A 25037-nucleotide genomic window follows, 5' to 3' on the forward strand; every position below is an offset into this window, starting at 1 on the left:
ACGCCGCCGCACACCTGCGACCGCATCAACGCAAGCGCGTCGGGAATTTCGCAACGATCCCCACAAGGGGGAGGGAGTTCGTCGGCGTCGCGGTGCCCCCTGCAACATGGAGCTAAGCTTTGGAGCGATGTCTGGGGTGGCAACCGTGCCGGAACCGGTCAGTTGTTGCCCATGATGATGTCCATGATGGAGCCGATCGGGCCCGATCGCTGGGGCTGCTGGCCGATTTCCGCCGGTGGGGCGATTGAGCCGGTGGTGTCGCCGGCCGGGTAGGCCGCCTGCTGCGGCACGCCACGGTCGCTCGCCAGCAGGTCCTCGATGCGCTGGAACGTATCGGGTGTCCAGCGGCCCGGCAGCGAGGCGACGGGGACGCCGTCATGGGCGCCTTCCATGAAGATCTTCCACGCCTTGGCCGGAAGCTGGCCGCCGGTGATGTTCTTCATCGGCTTGCCGTCATCGTTGCCGAACCAGACGCCGGTCGTCAGTTCGGCCGTGTAGCCGACGAACCAGGCGTCGCGCGAGTTCTGGCTGGTGCCGGTCTTGCCGGCGGCGGGCCAGCCGAAATCTGCATTGCGGCCGGTGCCGGTGCCGACGGTCTCGGACATCATATAGTTCATCATGCCGATCGTCTCGGGACGGGCGACCTGCGTGCCGGCGGAAGCCGGACGCTGGTAGAGCACTTCGCCGTCGATGGTGGTGACGCGCTCGACGAAGTGAATTTCCGGGCGGACGCCGCCGGTGGAGAAGGGCACGAAGGCTGCGGTGAGTTCGAGCGGGGTAACCTCCGACGTGCCGAGCGAGATCGACAGGTTCGGCTGGAGGTCGGATTCGATGCCCATGCGCCAGGCCGTCTCGACGATGGCCGAGGGACCGACCTCGTGGGCGAGGACGGCGGCGATCGAGTTCGACGAGCGGGCGAGCGCCTGCGACAGCGTCATCGGGCCGGCATATTTGTTGTTGAAGTTCTGCGGCGACCAGTTGCCGATCTTCACCGGCGCGTCGTTGCGGATCGTGTCGGGGAAAAGGCCCTGCTCCATCGCCGCCATCCAGACGAAGGCCTTGAAGGCGGAGCCGGGCTGGCGCTTGGCTTCGGACGCACGGTCGAATTGAGAATTGGCGTAGTCGTAGCCGCCGACCATGGCGCGCACGGCGCCGGCGGGATCGATCGAGACGAGCGCGCCCTGGGAGACGTCCAGATCGGCCTTGTTCTCGTCGACCATCTGGCGGACGGCCTTTTCGGCGAGGTCCTGCAGGTCGAGATCGACGGTCGCCTCGACGATCATGTCCTTGGTGACGTCCATGCCGATGAGGCGCGGTAGTTCGCCCATGATGCGGTCGGCGACGTAGTTTTCCGAGCCCGTCCAGTAGGCGGCGGCGCGCACCGGCGGGGCGGAGATGGCGGAGGCGAGTTCGCTGTCGCCGATCATGCCCTGGTCGCGCATGGCCGACAGGACGAGCTGCGCGCGGTTTTCGGCCGCATTCGGATCACGCGCCGGCGATAGGCGCGAGGGGGCGACGAGGAGACCGGCGAGAAGCGCGGATTCGGACAGAGTCACGTCGCGCGCGCTCTTGCCGAAATAGCGCTGCGATGCGGCTTCGACACCATAAGCGCCGGAGCCGAAATAGACGCGGTTCAGGTAGAATTCGAGGATCTGCTCCTTCGAATATTCATTCTCCAGCCAGAAGGCCATCAACACTTCGCGGATCTTGCGGTCGTAGGAGCGCTCGTTGGTGAGGAACAGGTTCTTGGCGAGCTGCTGGGTGAGCGTCGAGCCGCCCTGCACCACGCGGCCATTGACCGCGTTCTCGTAGACAGCGCGGGCAAGGCCGAGCGGATCGACACCGAAATGCGAATAGAAGCGGCGGTCCTCGATCGCGACGACGGCCTGCGGGATATAGGGCGACATCTCGTGCAGCCCGATCGATTCGCCGCCCATCATGCCGCGATTGGCGACCTGCCGGCCCTCGACATCCATGATCTTGACGTTGGGCGGGCGGTCCGGGATCGCCCAGGTCGAGGCCGAGGGCATCTGCGCAGCATAGAAGACGAGAACGCCGGCGGCGGCGACGCCGCCCCAGATGGCGAGGACGAAGGACCAGTAGGTCGCCTTGCGCAGGAAGCCGAACAGGCCGCCGCCCGAGGAACGGCGCGACTTGCCGCGCTTTTTGCCGCGCGATTTCGGTTCGGATTTGCGCGACGACGCCTTCGTCGAACCGCGCTTCTTCGGCTGCCCCACGACCCGATCCTCCTCGCTCACGAAAAGGCCGGAGCCCTCATCCGATGCCGCCCCGCCAAAGGTCGGCTCGATACGTCTGTCGCCCATCGCCCCTGATGCCCGCTTTTTGTCTGCCTGATGGTCGCTGTCGCTGAAGATTAAATGCGGCGCTTTAAGGGAGCGTTAAGGGTGAGGCTCGTGTCGGGTCCTTCTTCTGCAACCCCCAGTTTAACCTTGAACTTACGAATTTCCTGATACCTGCAGGAGGGGAGTCGGCGGGGGAAGACATGACCGGCAATTACTTGCTTTCACTGACGGTTCCGGTCGCGTCCGCGTTTCTGGCGCTGACTTTCCTGTTCGTCTGGAGATGGCAGCGGGATCGCAGCTACATCGCCGATTGGGCGCTGCTCTACGGATGCGGGATCGTCGCTTCAAGTGTCGAGTTCGCACGCATCTTCGGATATGGCGCCTTTCTGTCCATCTGGGCGAACGCGCTTTACGGGCTGGTCGGGTTGCTGACCGCGCGCAGCCTCCTGAAGCGCTATGGCGGCACGGAGATGCAGCCATTCCTATGGCTCGCCTATGCCGCCGGGCTTGTGGGCGTCATCGCCTTCACATTCGTCATGCCGAACGTGATGGGACGCTCCATGACGATGACACTCGCCATCTGCACTGTCCTGACCATCGGCGTTTCGGCCATTTTCCGGACGCAGCCGCGGGACGGCGTGGACAATCTCATCGCCGGCGGCATCGTGGCGATCATCCTGCTGCTTCTGATCCGGCCCTTCGCCACCCTCTCCGGCACCCCGCAGAATATCGGCGCGGTCGATCCGCACTCTTTCTACGTGGTCTCGCTCAAGCTTCTGGCACTGGTCGGATGGATCGGGCTTGCGATCCTGTTTCTTCTGCGCACGGCGCTCGATCTCACCCAGGAGCTTCAGGACCAGGCGCGATGCGATCCGCTCACCGGGCTTCTCAACCGCCGCGGGTTCTTCGAGAAGGCCACCGCCGAGCTTTCTGGCAAGCCGCAAGGCGTGCCCTGCTCCGTCCTGCTGATCGACATCGATCACTTCAAGCAGATCAATGACAGGTTTGGCCACGGCGTCGGCGACGAGGTGATCCGGGCGGTGGGGACGATCCTGTCGCGCCTGCCCTTCCATCCGATCGCGGCGCGGATCGGCGGGGAGGAATTCGCCATCCTGCTGCCAACGACCCCGCTTCGCGCCGCCAAGCTGTTCGGCGAGGGCATCCGCACCGGCATTGCGGCCTGGCATGACGGCCAGATGCCCTATGGATTGCGGATCACGGGGAGCGTGGGCGTCGCGGAATTCACCGCCGGTGGTGACGTCGCCGACGCTCTGCGCCGCGCCGACATCGCGCTCTACGCCGCCAAGCGGAGCGGCCGCGACAAGGTGTGCTGCGAAGACGACGTGCTTGCTGTCCAGGGAACAAAGCGCGCCTGACATACATTGCCCCTCCTCGGACCAACAACCGGGAGATGCGGAATGAAGACCTTAGTGACAGCGGCGACGGCCATCCTGATGATGTCGGGGACGGCTCTTGCGCAGGACGAGGCGGAGCAGGCCGCACCCGCCGAGACGACCAGCGCCAGCGCCGGTTTCGTCGATATGGAGGGCGCGGAGAACGGCACCGCGACGCTGACCGGCACGCCGAACGGCGTCCTCATCGAACTCGAGGTTTCGGGCCTGCCGGCAGGCGAATGGCTGGCCTTCCACGTTCATGAAACGGGCACATGCGACCACGAGAGCGACCATGAATCGGCCGGCGGGCACTTCAACCCGACCGACGCGGCCCATGGCTATCTCGCCGAAGGCGGACCCCATGTCGGCGACATGCCGAACCAGTATGTCGGCGAGGACGGCGTGCTGCGCGCGCAGGTGTTCAATCACATGGTGACACTCGGCGACGGCGGCGAGGCCGACATTGCCGGCCGCGCGCTGATGATCCATGGCGGCACGGACGATTACGAGACACAGCCGACCGGCGATGCCGGCGACCGCTATGCGTGCGCCGTCATCGAGTAGCTAGCGCCCCGTCGACCAGATTAGCCAGACGGCGACGAGGGCCAGAAGGCTTGAGAGAACACGCCGGGTCGCGATTTCGCGGCCCGGCTTTTGCGTGAAGGCGGTCAACGCGCCGGCAGCCGTGACGATGCCGGCATGGACGAGAGTCGCGACCGACACATAGACCGCCGACAAAGCGAGCGTCTGGCCGAGCAGCGGGCGGGCGGGATCGAGGAAGGTCGGCAGGACCGCGACATAGAACAGCGCCGCCTTCGGGTTGAGCATATTGGTGACGAGGCCGCGCAGGAAATAAACTCGGTCCGATCCGCCGCCCGTCTGAGCCATGTCGCCATTGCCGCGCCAGCCGTCCCAGGCGAGATAGAGCAGGAAGAGCCCGCCGGCCCAGCGCAGGATTTCGTAGGCGAGCGACGAGCGCTGGAGGAGTTCGGCGACGCCGAAGGCGGCTGCGAGGCCGAGCGCGGCGAGCCCCAGCGCGACGCCGGCCACCGCCGCATAGCCGCGCCGGCGCCCTTCGCCGGCCGCGACCAGCGCCAGCCAGGTCATGTTCGGGCCGGGGGTGAGCTCGATCAGGAGCGAGGCGAGCGCGAAGGAGAGGAGCGGGCCCGCCTCCATGACGCGTTCAGTGCGCCTCGTCCCAGTTCGACGCCGCGCGCGCATCGACCTGCAGCGGCACGCGCATGGAGAGCGCCGGCATCGCCGCGTGCTCCATCGTCTCGCGGATCACCGGGATCGCCGCTTCGACCTGCGCTTCGGGCGCTTCGAAGATCAGTTCGTCATGGACCTGGAGCAGCATCAGCGTTTCGGATAGGCCAGCCTCGGCGAGACGGTCTTCCATGCGGATCATCGCGCGGCGGATGACGTCGGCTGCGGAACCCTGGATCGGCGCATTGATGGCGGCGCGTTCGTTGAAGGCGCGGACGGACGGGTTCGGCGAGCGGATTTCCGGGTAGTGGACGCGGCGGCCGAAGATGGTCTCGACATAGCCGTTGTCGCGCGCATAGGCCTTGGTCGCGTCCATGTAGTCCTTGATGCCGGGAAAGCGCTCGAAATATTTGCGGATGTAGCTGCCCGCCTCCTCACGACCGATCGACAACTGGTTGGCGAGGCCGAAGGCCGAGATGCCGTAGATGATGCCGAAATTGATCGCCTTGGCGCGGCGGCGCACGTCGGACGGCATGCCTTCCACCGGCACGCCGAACATTTCGGAGGCCGTCATCGCGTGGATATCGATGCCCTCGGCAAACGCCTGGCGAAGCTGCGGAATTTCGGCGACGTGGGCGAGGACGCGCAGCTCGATCTGGCTGTAATCGGCGGAGATCAGCCTGTGGCCCGTCTCGGCCACGAAAGCCGTGCGGATCTTGCGGCCCTCGGCAGTGCGGATCGGGATGTTCTGCAGGTTGGGCTCGGACGAGGACAGGCGGCCGGTCGTCGTCGCGGCGAGCGCATAGGATGTGTGGACGCGCTTCGTTTCGGGATGGATGTAGCCCGGCAGCGCGTCGGTATAGGTGGATTTTAGCTTGGTGAGCTGGCGCCAGTCGACGATCTTGCGCGGCAGTTCGTGACCCTCGGCGGCGAGGTCCTCCAGCACGGAGGCCGACGTCGACCACTGGCCGGTCTTGGTCTTAGAGCCGCCGGGCAGGCCCATGCGGCCGAAGAGGATGTCGCCCAACTGCTTGGGCGAGCCGATGGTGAAACGCTCGCCGGCAAGCTCGTAGACTTCGTCCTCGAAAGCGCCCGCGCGCTGAGCGAGCTCGCCCGAAAGGCGCGACAGGATTTGCCGGTCGACCGAGATGCCGCGGCTCTCCATACGCGCGAGGACGGGAACCAGCGGGCGCTCCAGCCGCTCGTAGACGGCGTTGAGGCCCTTGGCGGTCAAGCGCGGCTTCAGCACGTTCCAGAGGCGCAAGGTGACGTCGGCGTCCTCGGCGGCATAGGCCGTTGCCTTTTCCAGGTCGACGAAATCGAAGGTGATCATCGACTTGCCGGAGCCGCAGACATCCTTGAACGGGATCGGCACGTGGCCGAGCCAGCGCTCGGACAACGAATCCATGCTCTGCGAACCCGAGCCGCCATCGGTGACGTAGGAGAGCAGCATCGTGTCGTCGCAGGGGGCGGCGTCGATGCCGTGGCGGAGGAGCACGAGATAGTCGTATTTCAAATTGTGCGCGATCTTGAGAACCGAGCGGTCCTCCATCAGCGGCTTGATGGCGGCGAGCGCCTCGCGGATCGGGATCTGGTTTTCGACCAGCCCGCCGCCGAGAAGGTCGCCCGCGCCGGATTTGTGGATCAGCGGCACGTAGGCCGCGCGGCCGGGTGCGGTGGCGAGCGAAAAGCCGCAGAGTTCGGCCTGCATCGGATCGAGCGAGGTCGTTTCGGTGTCGAAGGCGACAATGCCGGCCTCGCGCGCCTCGGCCACCCAGGCCTGGAGCGTCGCGAGATCGCGGATCGTGACATAGGCGGTGCGGTCGATCCTGGCTGCGACCGCCGCATCGGCGCGGGATTTGGCGAGATCGGCCGGCGTCGCCGGGCCGGTCTTCGGCTCGGCGGCGACGTCGCCCTCCTCGCCGGGCGCGACGGTGGACGGGTGCGGCACGTCGAGGTCGGGACCGTGGGCGGCAGAGCCTGTCTGCACCTCGACATGCATCGGCTCGATGTCTGCCGCCTCCGCGCCCGTCGCCTCGGCGACGCGGCGGGTGAGCGAGGTGAATTCCATCGTCTTCAGGAAGCCGATCAGCTTCGGCCCGTTCGGCGGCTGCAGCTCGAAGGCGGAGAGCGGTTCGGGGACCGACACGTCGTCGCGCAGGCGCACGAGTTCGCGCGACAGGCGCGCCATCTCGGCATGCTCGATCAGGTTCTCGCGACGCTTCTGCTGCTTGATCTCGGAGGCACGGGCGAGAAGCGTGTCGAGGTCGCCATACTCCTCGAGCAACTGGGCGGCGGTCTTCGGACCGATGCCGGGAACGCCCGGCACATTATCGATGGAATCGCCCGTGAGCGCCTGGAGGTCGATCATCTTTTCGGGCGGCACACCCCATTTCTCGATGACCTCCGGGACCTTGATCTCGCGGTCCTTCATCGGGTCGTACATCGTCACTGTGGGACCGACGAGCTGCATCAGATCCTTGTCAGACGAGATGATGGTGGTGTCGCCGCCCGCCTCGCAGGCCAGCTTCGCATAGGTCGCGATCAGATCGTCGGCCTCGAAGCCCTCCATCTCGATGCAGGGCAGTTCAAATGCGCGGGTCGCGTGGCGGATGAGGCCGAATTGCGGGACGAGGTCTTCGGGCGGCGCGGTGCGGTTCGCTTTGTACTTGTCGTAGAGTTCGTTGCGGAACGTCTTGGACGAGTAGTCGAAGATGACGGCGAAATGGGTCGGCGTGACGCCGACTTCCGTGTCGCGCGCGTTCTGCATCAGTTTCCACAGCATGTTGCAGAAGCCCGACACCGCACCGACCGGCAGCCCGTCCGATTTACGCGTCAACGGAGGCAGCGCGTGATAGGCGCGGAAGATGTAGCCGGAGCCATCGACGAGGAAGAGGTGATCGCCTTTTTTCATGGGCAATGAGGTAGCGTCTGGCGCCTGCCCTGTCCATGCCAAACGCCGGTGCGCAAAGGGCTGCTGACAGGGGCTCGGCCAATCACGCTGACGTTACGCACTTGTAATGTTCGTGCCCTTGAATTGCCACGTTCAAATTCTCAGATAATCATTATCGGCAACACATAAGCCGAGTCCGGAACAAGGCCCGTCCCCCGCCTAACCGGACACCCAGTGCGGCAGCCTCATCCCCCCTCTCCGGGCTGCCGCATCGTTTCGAGTAGAGCCGCCGTGGATTCCCCCTCCCCACGGCGGCTTTCGTCGTTTTCGGGACTTCTGATTGCGCATCGGCTCTGCCGAAAACCGGTTTCCACTTTTCGTGCCGATGCGGCCTAAAACGCCTTGAACGTCAGCGTCGTCAGCGAGCGGACGATGCCGGGGACGTTGGCGACGTTTTCGGAGACGAACTTGCCGATGTCGGTCTGGTCATCGATGTAGACCTTCAGGAGCAGGTCGTAGTCGCCGCTGGTCGAATAGAGCTCCGACGCGATCTCGCGCTTGTAGAGTTCGTCGGCGACCTCGTAGGTCTTGCCGGGGACGCAGCGGACTTGCACGAAAACGGGTCTCATTCCAAAACTCCAAATTGCTCGACGCGCGTCATCCCGGAACGCTGCGAAGCGAAGCGGAGCGGCGTATCCGGGACCCATTCCGTAAGGTTGGTGGACCCGGAATGGGTCCCGGATAGCCACCCTTCGCTTCGCTGCGGCCGGCTTCCGGGATGACGCGCAGAAATAGACTCCGCCGCGAAGTTCACCCTGTCAACAAGGTTCGCGTCAAGGCGTGGTCGGGGTCGGCAAGGCCGTCGATGACGTCGAAATGGTGTCGGTCGGGCTCTTCGAAGCAGGAGGTTACGGCGCCGAGGCCGGTCCAGATGTTCGCGAGGAGCGCGTTCTGGCGGCGGAACTCGGCGCGCTCAGTGCCGCCGACCCAACAAGTGACGCGTGCGTTGTCGAGCGGGCGAAGCAGCGCCGGGCTCTCGGCGAGCGCTTCTGCCTCGTCGATCTTCAAATCGGCATTCATGGCGGTGCGCATCATCGGCCGCAGATCGTGGACGCCAGCGATCGAGACCGTATTCGCGATCCGGGCGCGGGTGGCGTCGGAGAGCGGCGAGGTGGTCGTGACCATGCGCGTTGCCAAATGCCCGCCAGCGGAGTGGCCGGTAAGGCGGATCGGACCTTCGACAAGCGATGCCGCCGTCTCGATTGCGGCCCCCACCTCCTGCACGATCCCGCCGATGCGGATATCCGGGCAGAGCGTATAGGACGGCATGGCGACGGCGTATCCGTGGGCGAGCGGACCAGCGGCCAGGTGCGACCAGAAGCTCTTCTCAAGACGCAGCCAGAAGCCGCCATGAATGTAGACGACGAGACCCTTCGCCGAGCCTTCCGGCAGGAAGAGATCGAAGCGGTTGCGGGGGCGCTCGCCGTAAGGCTGGTCGAGCCTGGCCCGCCCGTCCGCCTCCAAGGCGTTGCGATACTCGGCCGCCGGTTCGACCCAGAGCCCCGGCCAGCGCTCGCCCCGCGCGATGTTGGGCCCGTTGGCGTAGGCGTCGTCGAAATCCGTCACCTGATGGAAAAACATCGTCATCTCCCCGGCATTCGCACCGCATCATCCATGCCGCGCTGCAATATTTCAACCTTGAAATTTCATGCTTGAAACAAAATCGCTTCGGTGCGATCCTGCCATTCTTGGGTGAGCATCGGAATACCCGAAAACCGGCTTCCACTTTTCGGTCCGATGCTTCAACGATAATGGGAGTGCGCGGCGATGAAGATTGCGATGCTCGGCGCCGGACCGGCAGGTCTTTATTTCGCGATCAGCATGAAGCTGCGCGACGCCGCCCACGATATCACCGTCTACGAGCGCAACAAGGCCGACGACACGTTCGGCTGGGGCGTGGTCCTCTCCGACGAGACGCTGGACAATCTCGCCGACAACGACGCCAAGAGCGCCGCCGCAATCCGCGAGCATTTCGCCTATTGGGACGACATCGCCGTGATCCACAAGGGCGTGCGGACGGTCTCGACCGGGCATGGCTTTTGCGGCATCGGGCGCAAGAAGCTGCTGACGCTTCTGCAGGAGCGCGCCCGCGACCTCGACATCAAGCTCGAATTCCAGTCCGAGATCGCCGATCCGCGCCCCTTCATGGAAAGCCATGATTTGGTGATCGCGTCGGACGGGCTGAACTCGCGGGCGCGCGCGGCGTTCGCCGACCATTTCCAGCCCGACATCGACACGCGCAAGTGCAAGTTCGTGTGGCTCGGCACGCATCAGAAATTCGACGATGCCTTCACCTTCATCTTCGAAAAGACCGAGCATGGCTTCGTGTGGGCGCATGCCTACCAGTTCGACCCGGAGACGGCGACGTTCATCGTCGAGTGTTCGCAGGATACCTGGGACCGGTTCGGCTTCGGCGCGATGAGCCAACAGGAGTCCATCGCGGTTTGCGAGGCGATCTTCAAGGATCATCTGGGCGGCCATGCGCTGATGACCAATGCCGGCCACATTCGCGGCTCGGCCTGGATCAATTTTCCCCGCGTGCTTTGCGAGCGCTGGTCGTTCCAGAACCTCGCTTTGATGGGCGACGCGGCGGCGAGCGCACATTTTTCCATCGGGTCCGGCACCAAACTGGCGCTCGAAAGCGCGATCGCGATGGCGGACTACGTGCAGTCCGAACCGACGCTCGAAAAGGCGTTCGAAAAATATGAGGATGCGCGGCGCACCGAGGTCTTGAAGCTGCAATCGGCGGCGCGCAATTCGCTCGAGTGGTTCGAGGATGTGGAGCGCTATCTCGGCCTCGATCCGGTGCAGTTCAACTATTCGCTGCTCACCCGCTCGCAGCGCATCAGCCACGAGAATTTGCGCCTGCGCGACGCCAACTGGCTCGGCAGCGCGGAGGACTGGTTCCAGGGCCAGGCAGGCGCGGGCTCGAACACGCATCGCGCGCCGATGCTGGCGCCGTTCAAGCTGCGCGAGATGGAGTTGAAGAACCGCGTCGTCGTCTCGCCCATGGCGCAGTACAAGGCGGTCGACGGCACGCCGACCGACTGGCATTTCGTGCATTATGCCGAACGCGCCAAGGGCGGCGCGGGGCTCGTCACTATCGAGATGACCTGCGTGTCGCCGGAAGGGCGCATCACGCCGGGCTGTCCCGGCTTCTATGCGCCCGAACATGAGGTTGCGTGGAAGAAACTGGTCGATTTCGTCCATGCGGAGACCGAGGCGAAAATCTGCGCGCAGCTTGGCCATTCTGGCGCGAAGGGCTCGACGCAGCTGGGCTGGGAGGATGCCGACGCGCCGCTGAACGAGGGCAACTGGCCGCTGATGGCGGCGTCAGCCGTTGCGTGGTCGCCGGAAAATCAGGTGCCGAAGTCGATGGATCGCGCGGACATGAATCTGGTGCGCGACCAGTTCGTGGCGTCTGCCGAGATGGCGGAGCGCTGCGGCTTCGACATGCTGGAACTGCATTTCGCGCATGGCTATCTCTTGTCGTCCTTCATCTCACCGCTGACCAACCAGCGCACGGACGCGTATGGCGGGTCGCTCGAGAACCGGATGCGCTATCCGCTGGAAATCTTTGCCGCCGTGCGGGCCGTGTGGCCCGAGGCGAAGCCGATTTCGGTGCGCATTTCGGCCAATGACTGGGTCGGCGACGAGGGCGTGACGCCGGAAGAAGCGGTGAAGATCGCAAAGATATTGCAGGGCGCCGGCGTCGATATCTGCGACGTTTCGGCCGGTCAGACGTCGAAGCGCGCGAAGCCCGTTTATGGGCGCATGTTCCAGACGCCGTTTTCGGACCGCATCCGCAACGAGACGGGCATGGCGACGATGGCGGTGGGGAACATCTTCGAGCCGGATCATGTCAATTCGATCCTGATGGCGGGGCGCGCGGATCTGGTGTGTCTGGCGCGGCCGCATCTGGCGGACCCGTATTGGACGTTGCATGCGGCGGCGCAATTGGGCGATCGGCATGTGAAATGGCCGGACCCGTATTTGCCGGGGCGCGACCAGTTGTATCGGCTGGCGGAGCGGGCGCAGGAACAGATGACGGGGAAGGTGTGACGATGCGCGTCGCGCCAAGCCACCCCCCTCTGCCCTGCCGGGCATCTCCCCCTCAAGGGGGGAGATCAGCCTTCAATCCGGTCCTGCATATATCGGAGCCATCCGATGTTCGCGGGTACGGTCGTATCAGCCAATCTCCCCCCTTGAGGGGGAGATGTCCGGCAGGACAGAGGGGGGTGCCTCGCTCGAACTCTCCTGATCTGGAGATTTCGAAATGACCCACGCACTCGTCACGGGCGGCGGTACCGGCGTTGGCAAGGCGATTGCGCTCGCACTCGCAGACGCAGGGCATGAGGTGACGATCTGCGGGCGGCGGGCGGATGTGCTGGACGCGGTGGCGGGTGGGCATGCGCGTGTTCATGCGACCGTCGCGGATGTGACCGACGAGGGGTCGGTGGCGCAGCTTTATGACGAGGCGACTGCCGCGCGCGGGGCATTCGGCATCGTGATCGCGAATGCGGGTGGGGGCGAGAGTGCGCCGGCGCACAAGACGTCGCTCGACATGTGGCAAAAGACGCTCGACGTGAACTTGACGGGATCGTTCCTGACCGTGCGGCCGGCGATCGAGCCGATGAAGCGTGTGAAGGCGGGGCGGATTGTGTTCATCGCGTCTATCGCGGGGTTGAAGGGCGCGGCTTACGTCTCGGCCTATGTGGCGGCCAAGCATGGCGTCGTCGGGCTGACGCGCTCGCTGGCGCTGGAACTGGCGACATCCGGCGTGACGGTCAATGCGGTGTGCCCCGGCTATGTCGAGACGCCGATGCTGGAGCGCACGCTTGCCAATATCATGGACAAGACCGGACGCACCGAGGCGCAGGCGCGGGCGGATCTGGCGGGCGACAATCCGCAAGGGCGGATCATCGAGGTCGACGAGGTGGCGGCGGCGGTGATGTATCTCGTCAGCGACGGTGCGCGCTCGGTCAACGGGCAGGCGCTGGCGATCTGCGGGGGCGAGACATGGTGAGCGCGCCGCTCGACACGATCGACCGGCCGGCGGCGAGCAAGGAGCGGTTGCGGCTGTGGATACGGCTGCTGCGCACCTCGCGCCTGATCGAGGGGGAATTGCGCGAGCGGCTGAAGACGCAGTTCGATTCGACGCTGCCGCGCTTCGACGTGCTGGCCGCGCTCTATCGCCAGCCGGGCGGGATGCTGATGAGCGATCTGTCGCGTTTCCTGCTCGTCTCGAACGGGAACGTGACGGGCATCATCGAGCGGCTGGTCAAGGACGGGCTGGTGTCGCGGGCGGCGCGCGAGGGCGACCGGCGCGCGTCGATCGTCAAGCTGACGGAGGCCGGCGCGCGCCGCTTCACCGAAATGGCCGCCGCGCATGAAATCTGGATCGAAGAATTTCTGGGCGATCTGACGCTGTCCGACGCCGAAAGGCTGTCGGCGACGCTGCGCGCGTTTCGAAGCAATTGGGAGGACGGACATTGACGAAAATGGCAGGTTTGGCGCCGCAGCATTTCAACTGGCGCATGGACGGCAATGTCGCGATCGTCCAGCTGGACCGGCCGGAGCGTAAAAATCCGCTTACGTTCGAATCCTATGCCGAGCTGCGCGACACGTTTCGCGATCTCGTCTATGCGGACGATGTCGATGTCGTCGTGTTCGTGCCCAATGGCGGCAATTTCTGCTCGGGCGGCGATGTGCACGACATTATCGGGCCGCTGGTCGACATGGACATGAAGGGCCTGCTCGCCTTCACGCGCATGACCGGCGATTTCGTCAAGGCGATGCTGAATTGCGGCAAGCCGATCATCTCGGCGGTCGACGGCGTGGCGGTGGGCGCGGGCGCGATCATCACGATGGCGTCGGACATTCGGCTTGCGACGCCGGAGGCGAAGACGGCGTTTTTGTTCACGCGCGTCGGGCTTGCGGGCTGCGACATGGGGGCATGCGCGATGCTGCCGCGGATTATCGGCCAAGGGCGCGCGGGCGAACTGCTTTATACGGGGCGCTCGATGAGCGCGGAGGAAGGCGAGCGCTGGGGGTTTTACAACCGGCTCGTTGCCGCCGATGCGCTGGAGGCGGAGGCGATGAAGCTGGCGCACCAGATCGGTTCGGGGCCGACCTTCGCACATGGGATCACCAAGACGCAGCTCAACCAGGAATGGTCGATGGGGCTCGACCAGGCCATCGAGGCAGAGGCGCAGGCGCAGGCGATCTGCATGCAGACGCAGGATTTTGCGCGGGCGTATCATGCATTCGTGGGGAAGCAGCGGCCGGTTTTCGAGGGGAATTGAGGATGGGTTTGGCTATCGTCTCGGAGACGTTTGCGGGACAGCGCCCCCCTCTGGCCTGCCGGCCATCTCCCCCGCATGGGGGGAGATTAGTCTCGTCGTCGACACCGCGTGATCTCCCCACCCGCGGGGGAGATGTCCGGCAGGACAGAGGGGGGCAACGTCGCGCTCTGACGGGGGTAAGACATGCCTGATCGTTCCTTCCTCACCTGGCCGTTCTTCGAGGATCGCCACCGCGATCATGCGGCGCGGCTGGAGGCGTGGTGTGCGCGGAATTTGCCGGTGGATCATCAGGATGTCGATGCGGCGTGCGTATCGCTGGTTCGCAAGCTTGGCGAGGCGGGGTTCCTGAAGGCCTCGGCGGTCGATCCGGCCGATCCGCAGCCGCTCGACGTGCGCACATTGTGCATCACGCGCGAGACGCTGGCGCGGCATGACGGGCTGGCGGATTTTGCGTTTGCGATGCAGGGGCTTGGGACCGGGGCGATCAGCCTGTTCGGCACGGCCGAGCAGCAGAAGTGGCTGGGAAAGACGCGGACCGGCGAGGCGTTGTCGGCGTTTGCGCTGTCGGAGCCGCGTTCCGGCTCCGACGTGGCGAATATGGAAATGACGGCGACGCTTGACGGTGGCGACTATGTGCTGTCGGGCGAGAAGACGTGGATTTCCAATGGCGGGATCGCGGATGTCTATACGGTATTTGCGCGGACCGGCGAGGCGCCGGGGGCGAAGGGGATTTCGGCGTTCGTGGTGCCCGCCGATGCGCCGGGTTTGAGCGTCGCGGAGCGGCTGGAGGTGATTGCGCCACATCCCTTGGCGCGGCTGGCGTTCGACGATGTCCGGGTGCCGGCGTCGGCGCTGATCGGCAAGGCAGGTGACGGGTTCAAGATCGCCATGTCAGTGCTCGACGTGTTCCGCTCGACGGTAGGCGCGGCGGCGCTCGGCTTTGCGCGGCGGGCGCTGGACGAGACGACGGCGCGGGCGGGCTCGCGACAGTTGTTCGGTGCGCCGCTGTTCGATCTGCAGATGGTGCAGGGGCATATCGCGGACATGGCGCTCGATATCGATGCGGCGGCGCTGCTCGTCTATCGCGCCGCGTGGACCAAGGATTCGGGCGCACCGCGGGTGACGCGCGAGGCGGCGATGGCGAAGCTTTTTGCGACGGACAAGGCGCAGGACGTCATCGACAGGGCGGTGCAGATTCATGGCGGCGACGGTGTGCGAAGGGGGCACATCGTGGAAAGCCTTTATCGGGAAATCCGGGCGTTGCGGATCTATGAGGGCGCGTCGGACGTCCAGAAGATTGTGATTGCGCGGCAGGTGATGGGAGCGTGACGGATATGGTTGTTTGCTTGTCGATGAACCACCCCCACTCCGTCCCTTCGGGCCACCTCTCCCCCTGCCCGGGGGAGAGGAACCCAGGCTGGATGGGTGCCGCCGCTACGGCAGCGCACTTCCTCTCCCCCGGGCAGGGGGAGAGGTGGCACGCGAAGCTTGACGGAGTGGGGGTGGTTCCCGTCTCGCATGGAGCGTCCCGATGACCCTCGGCCCCACCGCCCACACCGACACATTCGCGCGCGACAATCTTCCGCCCGTCGACCAGTGGCCGGACTTTTTGCTCGACGGTTTCGACTATCCCGATTTCATCAATGCGGGCGTCGAGCTGACAGATCGGCTCGTCGAGAAGGGCCTTGGTGATCACACGGCGCTGATCGGCAATGGCCGTCGCCGGACCTACAAGGAACTCGCCGACTGGACGAACCGGCTGGCGCGGGCTCTGGTCGAGAATTACGGCGTGAAGCCGGGCAATCGCGTTCTGATCCGCTCGGCGAACAACCCGGCCATGGTCGCCTGCTGGCTCGCCGCCACCAAGGCCGGCGCGGTGGTGGTCAACACCATGCCGATGCTGCGCGCAGGCGAACTCGCCAAGATCGTCGACAAGGCGGAAATCACGGTTGCGCTCTGCGACACGCGGCTGATGGACGAGATGGTGGCCTGCGCCAAGGACAGCCGCTTCCTGAAAAAGGTGGTCGGCTTCGACGGCACGGCGAACCATGATGCCGAGCTCGACCGGGCGGCGCTCGATAAGCCGGTCACCTTCGAGGCTGTCAGGACTGGCCGCGATGACGTCGCGCTGCTTGGTTTTACCTCCGGTACGACCGGCGTGCCGAAGGCGACGATGCATTTTCACCGCGACATTCTCATCATCGCGGACGCCTATGCGAAGGAAGTGCTGAAGGTGACGCCGGACGACGTGTTCGTCGGCTCGCCGCCGCTGGCATTCACCTTCGGGCTCGGCGGTCTGGCAGTTTTTCCGCTGCGCTTCGGCGCAGCCGCGACGCTGCTCGAAAGCGCGACGCCGCCGAACATGATCGAGATCATCGAGAAGTACAAAGCGACGATCTCGTTCACCGCGCCGACCGCCTATCGCGCGATGATGAAGGCGATGGACGAGGGTGCGGATCTGTCGTCGCTGCGCGTCGCGGTTTCGGCGGGCGAGACGCTGCCGGGGCCGGTTTTCGAGGAATGGACGAAAAAGACCGGCAAGCCGATCCTCGACGGCATCGGCGCGACGGAGATGCTGCATATTTTCATCTCGAACCGGCTGAACGACATGGCGCCCGCAACGACCGGACGCCCGGTGGGCGGGTACGAGGCGCGGATCGTCGATGACGAGATGAAAGAATTGCCGCGCGGCGAGGTTGGGCGGCTGGCGGTGCGTGGCCCGACGGGATGCCGTTATCTCGCCGACGACCGGCAGGGTGAATACGTCAAGGGCGGCTGGAATTTGACGGGCGACAGCTTCGTGCAGGACGAGGCAGGGTTTTTCCATTTTGCCGCGCGGTCGGACGACATGATCGTTTCGGCCGGGTACAACATCGCCGGGCCGGAGGTCGAGGCAGCGTTGCTGGCGCATGAACATGTGCTCGAATGTGCCGTGATCGGCGTTGCCGACGAGGCGCGCGGGCAGATCGTCGAGGCGCATGTGGTGCTGGTGGAGGGAGCCGTTGGCGATGCGCTGATGGTGAAGATTTTGCAGGATCATGTGAAGGCGGCGATCGCGCCTTATAAGTATCCACGGTCGGTCAAGTTCGTCGCTGGATTGCCGAAGACGCAGACGGGGAAAATCCAGCGGTTTCGGTTGAAGGAGGGGGCATGACCGTGTGCGATGACCCCCACTCCGGTCCTTCGGACCACCTCTCCCCCTCAAAAGGGGAGAGGAACCCAAGCTGGAAAGGCGCCGCGATCGCGGCAGTCCCTTCCTCTCCCCTTTTTAGGGGGAGAGGTGGATCGAGCGAAGCTCGAGACGGAGTGGGGGTCTTCGCCGCCATTCGTGGAGCACTGTCATGACCGATCTCTTCGCCCGTACCCGCGCGCTGTTCCACATCCCCGACGGCGTCATCTATCTCGACGGCAATTCCCTCGGCCCTCTGCCGAAGGCCGCTTCCGCGCGCGTGGCTAAAACCATCGAGGCCGAGTGGGGGGAGATGCTGATCAAGGGGTGGAACCTTGCCGGATGGATGGACTGGCCGTCGCGGATCGGTGACAGGATCGGGCGGCTGATCGGGGCGGCGCCGGGTTCGGTGGTGATGGGCGACACGCTGTCGATCAAGGTCTACCAGGCGCTCGCCTCGGCGCTGGAGCTGAATCCGGATCGCCGGGTGGTGCTTTCCGACAACGGCAATTTCCCGACCGATCTCTACATGGCGCAGGGGCTGCTGACTTCGCTCGGCAAGGGCTACGAGCTGAAGGTGGTCGATCCCGAGGACGTCGAGGCCAGTATCGACGAGACTGTCGCGGCGATGATGATCACCGAGGTCGACTACCGCACCGGCCGGCTGCACGACATGAAGCGGCTGACGCAGAAGGCGCATTCGGTCGGTGCCATCGCGATCTGGGATTTGGCGCATTCGGCGGGCGCGATCCCGGTTGATCTGACAGGCGCGGATGCGGATTTCGCGGTCGGTTGCACCTACAAATATCTGAACGGCGGGCCGGGCGCGCCGGCTTTCATCTATGTCGCGCCGAAGCATGCGGATGTCGTGCGCCCTACCCTGTCGGGTTGGATCGGCCATGAAAGCCCGTTTGCCTTCGACCTCGACTATCGGCCGGCGAAGGGTGTCGAGCGGATGCGCGTGGGCACGCCGCCGATCGTGGCGCTGGCGGCGCTCGATGCCGCGCTCGATGCGTGGGACGGCGTGACGATGGACGTCGTGCGGGCGCGGTCGATCGAACTTTCGGAATTGTTCATCCGCGAAGTCGAGGCGCGGTGCCCCGATCTCGAACTCGCCTCGCCGCGCGATCCTCAGGCGCGCGGCAGTCAGGTGTCGTTCCGCTTCCATGAGGGCTATGCGGGGATGCAGGCGCTGATCGCGAAGGGTGTGATCGGCGATTTTCGCGCGCCGGACATCATGCGGTTCGGCTTTACGCCGCTTTACCTTTCCGAGGACGACGTCGTGCGGGCGGCCGAAATCCTCGAGGAGATCATGCAGGGCCGGCTGTGGGACACGCCCGATCACAAGACGCGGAGCAAGGTGACATGAGCGCCGCGCATGACGAGACGCCGGAAGGCGCCGAGACGGATTTCGCCAAGCGCATGGCCTATGGCGATTATCTGCGGCTGGACGCGATCCTCAACGCGCAGGCGCCGCTGTCAAAATCGCCCGACGAGATGCTGTTCATCATCCAGCATCAGACGTCGGAGCTGTGGATGAAGCTTGCCATCCACGAGATGCGCGCGGCGATGGACGCGATTGCGCGCGACGATCTTCAGCCGGCTTTCAAGATGCTGACGCGGGTTGCGCGCATCTTCGAGCAACTCAACAGCGCATGGGACGTCCTGCGCACGATGACGCCGTCGGAGTACACGCGATTTCGCGACGATCTCGGCCAGTCCTCGGGCTTCCAGTCCTGGCAGTATCGCGCGGTGGAGTATCTGGCGGGCAACCGCAATCTGGCGATGCTGAAACCGCATGCGCATACCGAAAAGCGCGTCGGGCCCCTGGAGGAAATCCTCGCCCAGCCGAGCCTTTACGACGAGGCGATCCGGCTTCTTGCGCGCAACGGCTTCGATGTCGGGGCGGAAGTCGAGCGCACCGACTGGCGTGCGAAGCGCGCCGAGAGCGACAAGGTCATGGAAGCCTGGAAGATTGTCTATCGCGACCCGGAACGCTGGTGGCTGCTTTACGAACTCGCTGAAAAGCTTGTCGATTTCGAAGATTATTTTCGCCGCTGGCGGTTCAATCATGTCACGACTGTCGAGCGCATCATCGGGCTGAAGCGCGGAACCGGCGGGACGGCGGGCGTCTCGTATCTGCGCAAGATGCTTGAGGTCGAGCTCTTTCCCGAACTGTGGAAAGTGCGAACGGAATTGTAGGAATTCGGGGGCCGCAAGGGCGCAACAAGCCAAACGGTCGCCGTGGGAACTGAAACGAAAAGCAATGGGAGTTTGCGAAATGAAGAAGATAGTTGCAGCGGGGCTGTTCGGCCTTTCCCTCTCGGTCTCTGGCCTTGCCATGGCCGAGCCGGTCAAGATCGGCATGATCACGACGCTTTCGGGCGGCGGCGCGGGCCTCGGCATCGACACGCGCGACGGTTTCATGCTCGCCATCGAGCAGGCCGGAAACGACGAGATCGAGGTCGTGATCGAGGATGACGGCCAGAAGCCGGAACTCGCCGTGCAGATCGCCGACAAGATGATCCAGTCCGATCAAGTCGACATCCTGACCGGCATCGTGTGGTCGAACCTTGCGATGGCCGTGGTGCCGTCGGCGACCGCACAGGGCAAGTTTTACGTCTCGACCAACGCCGCGCCCGCCGCGCTTGCCGGCGCCAACTGCCACCCGCTCTATTTCAACGCGGCCTACCAGAACGACAATCTGCACGAGGCGGCCGGCGAATACGCCAACGGCCAGTACGAGAAGATGTTCATCATGGCCCCGAACTACCCGGCCGGCCAGGATTCGCTCACCGGCTTCAAGCGCTACTTCAAGGGCGAGGTGACCAACGAGGTCTACACGCAGGTTGGCCAGACCGACTATGCCGCCGAAATCGCGCAGATCCGCGATTCGGGCGCAGAGGCCGTCTTCATGTTCCTGCCGGGCGGCATGGGTATCGCCTTCATGAAGCAGTACGCGCAGTCGGGCGTCGACATTCCGGTGACAGGCCCCGGCTTCTCGTTCAGCCAAGACGTTCTGCCGGCGATCGGCGATGCGGCGCTCGGCGTCAAGAACTCGGGCCAGTGGGCGCCGGACTTCGACAACGAAGCTTCGAAGGCCTTCCTCGCGGCGTTCCAGGAAAAGTATGACCGCCTGCCCTCGATCTATGCCGTCCAGGCCTATGATGCGGCGCAGCTCATCCTCTCGGCGGCCGCAAAGGCCGACGTGAAGGATGCGGATGCGTTCGCCGCAGCGATGATGGAAGCCGACATCCAGTCCCCGCGCGGCGACTTCTCCTTCAACACCAACCGCCACCCGATCCAGGACATCTACATGATGGAAGTGGTGAAGGATGGCGACGTGTTGACGAACGCGACGGTCGAGAAGGTCTTCGACGACCACGGCGACGCCTATGCGGAGCAGTGCACGCAGTAAAAGCAGAGTTGCCCTCTCCGCAGATAATGCGGAGAGGGTGCCACTTCTCGCGCCTCAAATCCAAACCGTAAGCGGCACAATCTTGTCCAGCGCACTTCTCATCGAACAGTTGCTCAACGGGCTGCAACTCGGCGTGATGCTGTTTCTCATGGCGGCCGGGCTGACGCTGATCTTCGGCGTCATGGGCCTGATCAACCTCGCCCATGGCTCGCTCTACATGGTCGGCGCATTCGCCTGCGCGTGGGTGGCCGCCGAGACCGGTTCGTTCTGGATCGGGCTCGTGGCGAGCCTCGCGGCCGCCGCGGCAATGGGGGCGATCGTCGAGATCGCGATCATTCGCCGGCTTTATAAGCGCGACCATCTCGACCAGGTGCTGGCGACCTTTGCGCTGATCCTGATCTTTTCGGAAGGCACGCGCTGGGTGTTCGGCTCGGTGCCGCTCTATCTCAACGTGCCGTCGCAACTCGCGGGCTTCGTCACCCTGCCGGGCGGCTCGCGCTACCAGCTCTACCGGCTGGCGATCATCGGCGTCGGCGTCGCGGTGGCGCTCGGGCTCTATCTCCTCATTTCCAGGACGCGGCTCGGCATGCGCATCCGGGCGGGCGAGAGCGACCGCGAGATGATCGGCGCGCTCGGCGTCGACATCCGCACGCTCTATACGATCGTCTTCGCGCTCGGCGCGGCGCTGGCCGGCTTTGCCGGGGCGATGGTCGGCGCGCTGCAATCGGTACAGGTCGGCATGGGCGAGCCGGTTCTGATCCTCGCCTTCGTCGTCATCGTCATCGGCGGTATCGGCTCGATCAAGGGCGCTCTCGTCGGCGCGATCCTCGTCGGATTGATCGACACGATGGGCCGCTTTTTGATGCCGCAGATTTTCTCGCTGTTCATGGGCACGTCGCAGGCGGCGACCGCCGGTGCCGCCGTCGCCTCCATGCTGATCTACATCGTCATGGCCATCATCCTCGCGGTGCGCCCGCAGGGCCTGTTCGCGAAAGGATGAGCATGAGCCGCGAAACCATCATCAATATCGCGCTGGCCCTCGTCCTGCTCGCGATCCCGTTCGTGGCGACACAGATGGGCTCGCCCTTCTACGTGACACTGGCGACGCGCATGGCGATCCTCGCGCTCGCCGCCGTCGGGCTCAATCTCGCGCTCGGGCTGGGCGGGCTCGTCTCGTTCGGCCACGCGGCGTTTTTCGGCGTCGGCGGCTATGCGGCCGGCATCCTCGCCAGCCACGCTTTTTCCATGCAGCCGATCAATCTGGGTCTTGCGAGCTTTGCCGGCACAAATTCCATGCTCGTCATCTGGCTGGTGGCGATTGCGGCGGCGGGGCTGCTGGCGCTGTTCATTGGCGCGGTGAGCCTGCGTACGTCGGGCGTCTACTTCATCATGATCACGCTCGCCTTCGCGCAGATGACCTACTATTTCGCGATCTCCTGGCCCGCCTATGGCGGCGAGGACGGGCTGTCGATCTTCGTGCGCAACACCTTCCCGGGCATCAACACGATGGTGCCGATGAGCTTCTTCCTTCTCTGCTACGGCGTCCTGATGGCGGTGCTGGTGGTGTTCGCACTGGTCGCCCGCTCGCGCTTCGGCTCCGCGCTTCAGGCGGCGCGGCAGAACGAGGTGCGCGTCGCCTCAGTCGGCATCGCGCCGTTCCGCATCCGCCTCGCAGCCTTCGTCATCTCCGGCATGATCACGGCCCTGGCCGGCGCGCTCTATGCGGATTTGAACCGCTTCGTCAGCCCCTCCATGATGTCGTGGCACATGTCGGGCGAGTTCATCGTGCTGATCATCCTCGGCGGCGTGGCGCGGCTGTTCGGCCCGGTCGCCGGCGCGATGATGTTCGTCATGGTCGAATACCTTCTCGGCGGCATGACCGATCGCTGGCAGTTCTTCCTCGGCCTCGCGCTTCTTGCCGTCGTGCTCTTTGCGCGCGGCGGGCTGATCGGGTTCCTGGCCGGAAGGGTGCGTCATGGCTGAGTCCGTCCTGTCGATCCGCAACCTTTACAAGAGCTTCGGCGCGCTGAAGGCGACCGAGAACGTCTCGATCGATCTTTATCAGGGCGAAATCCACGCCCTGATCGGTCCCAACGGGGCCGGCAAGTCGACGCTGATCCACCAGATCGCCGGTACGCTGAAGGCCGATTCCGGCGAGATCGTCTTTCTGGGCGACCGGCTGAACGATCTCTCCGTCGCGGAGCGCGCACGGCGCGGGCTCGGGCGCTCGTTCCAGGTCTCGTCGCTGGCGACGGAATTTTCGGCGCTGCGCAACGTCATGCTGGCGGTGCAGTCGGTGCAGGGATCGAGCTTCCGCTTCTTCAAGCCGGTGATGAGCGATGCGTCGCTGACCGAACCTGCCCGCGCCGCGCTGGCACGGGTCGGGCTCGAAAGCCGCTCGGACGTGCCGGCTGCGGAGCTGTCGCATGGCGAGCGCCGCCAGCTCGAAATCGCCATCGCACTGGCGCTGGGTTCCAAGGCATTCCTGCTCGACGAGCCGATGGCGGGCATGGGACCGGAAGGCTCCAAGGCGCTGACGGGGTTCTTGTCCGAGTTGCGGAAGGAGGCGCCGATCCTGCTCATCGAGCACGACATGGATGCGGTGTTCGCGCTGGCCGACCGGATTTCGGTGCTGGTCTATGGGCGGGTGATTGCGACCGGGACCGTGGATGAGATCCGGGCCAGTCCGGAAGTGCGCCGGGCGTATCTGGGGGACGAGTGATGGGGGTCGTATTGAGGTGTGTTTGCTCTACGAATTACCCCCACCCCTTACCCCTCCCCACAAGAAGGAGGGGGATTTTGAGACGTTTGCGCCTGACGAATATCGGGGGCCGTCGGGACGCAAACGCTGACATCACCCTCCCCCTTGTGGGGAGGGATACAGGGTGGGGGTCTCACTTCGAAAGACAGGGGGCCGGCCATGCTGCTTGAAGTTTCCAAGGTCGAGACCTTCTACGGGGCGAGCCAGGCACTGTTCGGCGTGGAACTCGACGTTGCCGAAGGCGAGGTGGTGGCGCTGATGGGGCGCAACGGGATGGGCAAGACGACGACCATCCGCTCCATCATGGGGCTGACGCCGGCGCGGTCGGGTTCGGTGCGGTTCAAGGGCAGCGCGATCGAGAAGCGTTCGCCGCATCGCATCGCGCGGCTGGGCCTCGGGCTGGTGCCGGAGGGGCGACGCTGCTTCCCGAATTTGACGGTCGAGGAAAATCTCGTCGCCGCCGCGCGAAAGGGGCGCTGGACGCTGAAATCCGTCAACGAGCTCTTTCCGCGCCTTGCCGAACGCCGCGACCAGATGGCGCGCACCCTGTCGGGCGGTGAGCAGCAGATGCTGGCGATCGGGCGCGCGCTGATGACGGACCCGGACCTGTTGATCCTCGACGAAGCGACGGAGGGGCTGGCGCCCGTCATCCGGCACGACATCTGGGCGGTGATCCGCAAGCTCAAGGACGGAGGCCAGTCGATCCTCGTGGTTGACAAGACGCTGGCCGAGCTCTTGCCCTCCGCCGACCGCTGCGTGGTGTTGGAGAAGGGCGCGACGGTGTGGCGCGGGACACCGCAGGAACTGACGGCCGAAATCCAGGACCGATATCTAGGCGTCTAAACAATAAGCCGGCTTCAGACCGGCGAGAGGAAACGACCATGAGCGCATTCGCGCATGAGATCTTGCATCCGGCGAACTGGAAGAAGGCGTCGGGCTATGCGAACGGCATCGCCGCTTCCGGCCGCACCGTATGGGTTGGCGGCCAGATCGGCTGGAACGGCGACCAGGTGTTCGAGGCGAAGGACCTCGTCGGCCAGACGCGGCAGACGCTGCAGAACATCGTCGACGTCCTGGCCGAGGCCGGCGCGGGACCGGAGCATCTGGTGCGGATGACGTGGTATATCACGGACAAGCGGGCCTATCTCGATAATCTCAAGGGCATTGGCGCCGCCTATCGCGATGTCATCGGGCGGAATTTTCCGGCGATGGCGATGGTGCAGGTGGTGGCGCTGATCGAGGACGAGGCGCGGGTCGAAATCGAGGCGACGGCGGTGGTGCCGGAGTAGGTTTCGATTTCTCGCGATATTTGTGCCGGGTTGTGCGGGCTCAGTTTTCTTGAATTGACCCCCACCCTGTATCCCTCCCCACAAGAGGGAGGGAGTTCGCCAGCGTCGAGTTTTTCCGTCAGGTTTATCACCCGGCCGAAGGCAGGGGCGCGACGTCGATGCCCTCCCTCCCCCTTGTGGAGATCGTTGCAAAATTGGCTGATTGTGATTCAGTCGTCTTAGTTTGGAGGCGGTTTGAT

Annotated in this window: 21 protein-coding genes; 16 read left to right on the forward strand and 5 right to left on the reverse strand. The window is 64.8% G+C overall.

Annotated features, from left to right (window positions below; genetic code table 11):
• Positions 1-158 precede the first annotated feature (158 nt).
• Entirely contained in the window at positions 159-2324 is a 2166-nt protein-coding gene (locus ACT6QU_RS18825) for a transglycosylase domain-containing protein (protein ID WP_444565961.1), read from the reverse strand.
• 179 nt (positions 2325-2503) lie between these two features.
• On the opposite strand from ACT6QU_RS18825, the gene ACT6QU_RS18830 reads away from it, so the two are divergent.
• Both ACT6QU_RS18830 and ACT6QU_RS18835 read left to right on the forward strand, forming a co-directional pair.
• Complete coding sequence (locus ACT6QU_RS18830) at positions 2504-3679, forward strand: GGDEF domain-containing protein (protein WP_444565962.1); 1176 nt, start codon at positions 2504-2506, stop codon at positions 3677-3679.
• 42 nt (positions 3680-3721) lie between these two features.
• The gene (locus tag ACT6QU_RS18835) at positions 3722-4261 is read left to right on the forward strand and encodes a superoxide dismutase family protein (RefSeq protein WP_444565963.1); all 540 of its coding nucleotides are present in this window, start codon (positions 3722-3724) and stop codon (positions 4259-4261) included.
• On the opposite strand, the gene ACT6QU_RS18840 is transcribed toward ACT6QU_RS18835, so the two are convergent.
• The 4 genes from ACT6QU_RS18840 to ACT6QU_RS18855 form a co-directional block, all read right to left on the reverse strand.
• Complete coding sequence (locus ACT6QU_RS18840; RefSeq protein ID WP_444565964.1) at positions 4262-4873, reverse strand: LysE family translocator; 612 nt, start codon at positions 4871-4873, stop codon at positions 4262-4264. It lies immediately after the preceding gene.
• A 7-nt stretch (positions 4874-4880) separates the two neighbouring features.
• Positions 4881-7817: a DNA polymerase I gene (gene polA / locus ACT6QU_RS18845; protein WP_444565966.1), complete on the reverse strand. Its 2937-nt coding sequence runs from the start codon at positions 7815-7817 to the stop codon at positions 4881-4883.
• A gap of 371 nt (positions 7818-8188) precedes the next feature.
• Entirely contained in the window at positions 8189-8425 is a 237-nt protein-coding gene (locus ACT6QU_RS18850; RefSeq protein WP_024587925.1) for an Lrp/AsnC ligand binding domain-containing protein, read from the reverse strand.
• Between the two features lie 181 nt (positions 8426-8606).
• On the reverse strand, positions 8607-9437 hold the full coding sequence (locus ACT6QU_RS18855) for an alpha/beta hydrolase (protein WP_444565952.1): 831 nt from the start codon (positions 9435-9437) through the stop codon (positions 8607-8609).
• A gap of 186 nt (positions 9438-9623) precedes the next feature.
• Between ACT6QU_RS18855 and ACT6QU_RS18860 the strand changes: the two genes are divergently transcribed.
• The 14 genes from ACT6QU_RS18860 to ACT6QU_RS18925 all read left to right on the forward strand — a co-directional run bounded on the left by ACT6QU_RS18860 (position 9624) and on the right by ACT6QU_RS18925 (position 24798).
• The gene (locus ACT6QU_RS18860; protein WP_444565951.1) at positions 9624-11918 is read left to right on the forward strand and encodes a bifunctional salicylyl-CoA 5-hydroxylase/oxidoreductase; all 2295 of its coding nucleotides are present in this window, start codon (positions 9624-9626) and stop codon (positions 11916-11918) included.
• Positions 11919-12132: 214 nt separating this feature from the next.
• Positions 12133-12882: an SDR family NAD(P)-dependent oxidoreductase gene (locus tag ACT6QU_RS18865; protein WP_444565950.1), complete on the forward strand. Its 750-nt coding sequence runs from the start codon at positions 12133-12135 to the stop codon at positions 12880-12882.
• Entirely contained in the window at positions 12876-13352 is a 477-nt protein-coding gene (locus ACT6QU_RS18870) for a MarR family winged helix-turn-helix transcriptional regulator (RefSeq protein ID WP_444565949.1), read from the forward strand. Before ACT6QU_RS18865 ends, ACT6QU_RS18870 begins: the two co-directional genes overlap by 7 nt.
• The gene (locus ACT6QU_RS18875; RefSeq protein WP_444565948.1) at positions 13349-14161 is read left to right on the forward strand and encodes an enoyl-CoA hydratase family protein; all 813 of its coding nucleotides are present in this window, start codon (positions 13349-13351) and stop codon (positions 14159-14161) included. The genes ACT6QU_RS18870 and ACT6QU_RS18875 overlap by 4 nt, the downstream gene beginning before the upstream one ends.
• 183 nt (positions 14162-14344) lie before the next feature.
• Entirely contained in the window at positions 14345-15490 is a 1146-nt protein-coding gene (locus ACT6QU_RS18880; RefSeq protein WP_444565947.1) for an acyl-CoA dehydrogenase family protein, read from the forward strand.
• Positions 15491-15692: 202 nt separating this feature from the next.
• The gene (locus ACT6QU_RS18885) at positions 15693-17315 is read left to right on the forward strand and encodes an AMP-binding protein (RefSeq protein ID WP_444565946.1); all 1623 of its coding nucleotides are present in this window, start codon (positions 15693-15695) and stop codon (positions 17313-17315) included.
• 187 nt (positions 17316-17502) lie between these two features.
• Complete coding sequence (gene kynU / locus ACT6QU_RS18890) at positions 17503-18699, forward strand: kynureninase (protein WP_444836732.1); 1197 nt, start codon at positions 17503-17505, stop codon at positions 18697-18699.
• Complete coding sequence (gene kynA, locus ACT6QU_RS18895) at positions 18696-19532, forward strand: tryptophan 2,3-dioxygenase (protein ID WP_444836731.1); 837 nt, start codon at positions 18696-18698, stop codon at positions 19530-19532. The genes kynU and kynA overlap by 4 nt, the downstream gene beginning before the upstream one ends.
• Before the next feature lie 79 nt (positions 19533-19611).
• Positions 19612-20748 carry an ABC transporter substrate-binding protein gene (locus tag ACT6QU_RS18900; protein ID WP_444836730.1) on the forward strand — a complete coding sequence of 379 codons (1137 nt, stop codon included), beginning with the start codon at positions 19612-19614 and terminating at the stop codon, positions 20746-20748.
• An 82-nt stretch (positions 20749-20830) separates the two neighbouring features.
• Positions 20831-21748, forward strand: a complete 918-nt coding sequence (locus ACT6QU_RS18905; protein ID WP_444836729.1) for a branched-chain amino acid ABC transporter permease — start codon at positions 20831-20833, stop codon at positions 21746-21748.
• A 2-nt stretch (positions 21749-21750) separates the two neighbouring features.
• Entirely contained in the window at positions 21751-22731 is a 981-nt protein-coding gene (locus tag ACT6QU_RS18910) for a branched-chain amino acid ABC transporter permease (RefSeq protein ID WP_444836728.1), read from the forward strand.
• The gene (locus ACT6QU_RS18915) at positions 22724-23470 is read left to right on the forward strand and encodes an ABC transporter ATP-binding protein (protein WP_444836727.1); all 747 of its coding nucleotides are present in this window, start codon (positions 22724-22726) and stop codon (positions 23468-23470) included. Before ACT6QU_RS18910 ends, ACT6QU_RS18915 begins: the two co-directional genes overlap by 8 nt.
• Before the next feature lie 198 nt (positions 23471-23668).
• Positions 23669-24352, forward strand: coding sequence for an ABC transporter ATP-binding protein (locus ACT6QU_RS18920; RefSeq protein ID WP_444836726.1), 684 nt, complete (start codon positions 23669-23671; stop codon positions 24350-24352).
• 38 nt (positions 24353-24390) lie between these two features.
• Positions 24391-24798, forward strand: coding sequence for a RidA family protein (locus tag ACT6QU_RS18925; RefSeq protein WP_444836725.1), 408 nt, complete (start codon positions 24391-24393; stop codon positions 24796-24798).
• Positions 24799-25037: the final 239 nt, after the last annotated feature.

The organism is Aliihoeflea sp., from assembly GCF_052435475.1.
Taxonomy (GTDB): Bacteria; Pseudomonadota; Alphaproteobacteria; order Rhizobiales; family Rhizobiaceae; genus Aliihoeflea.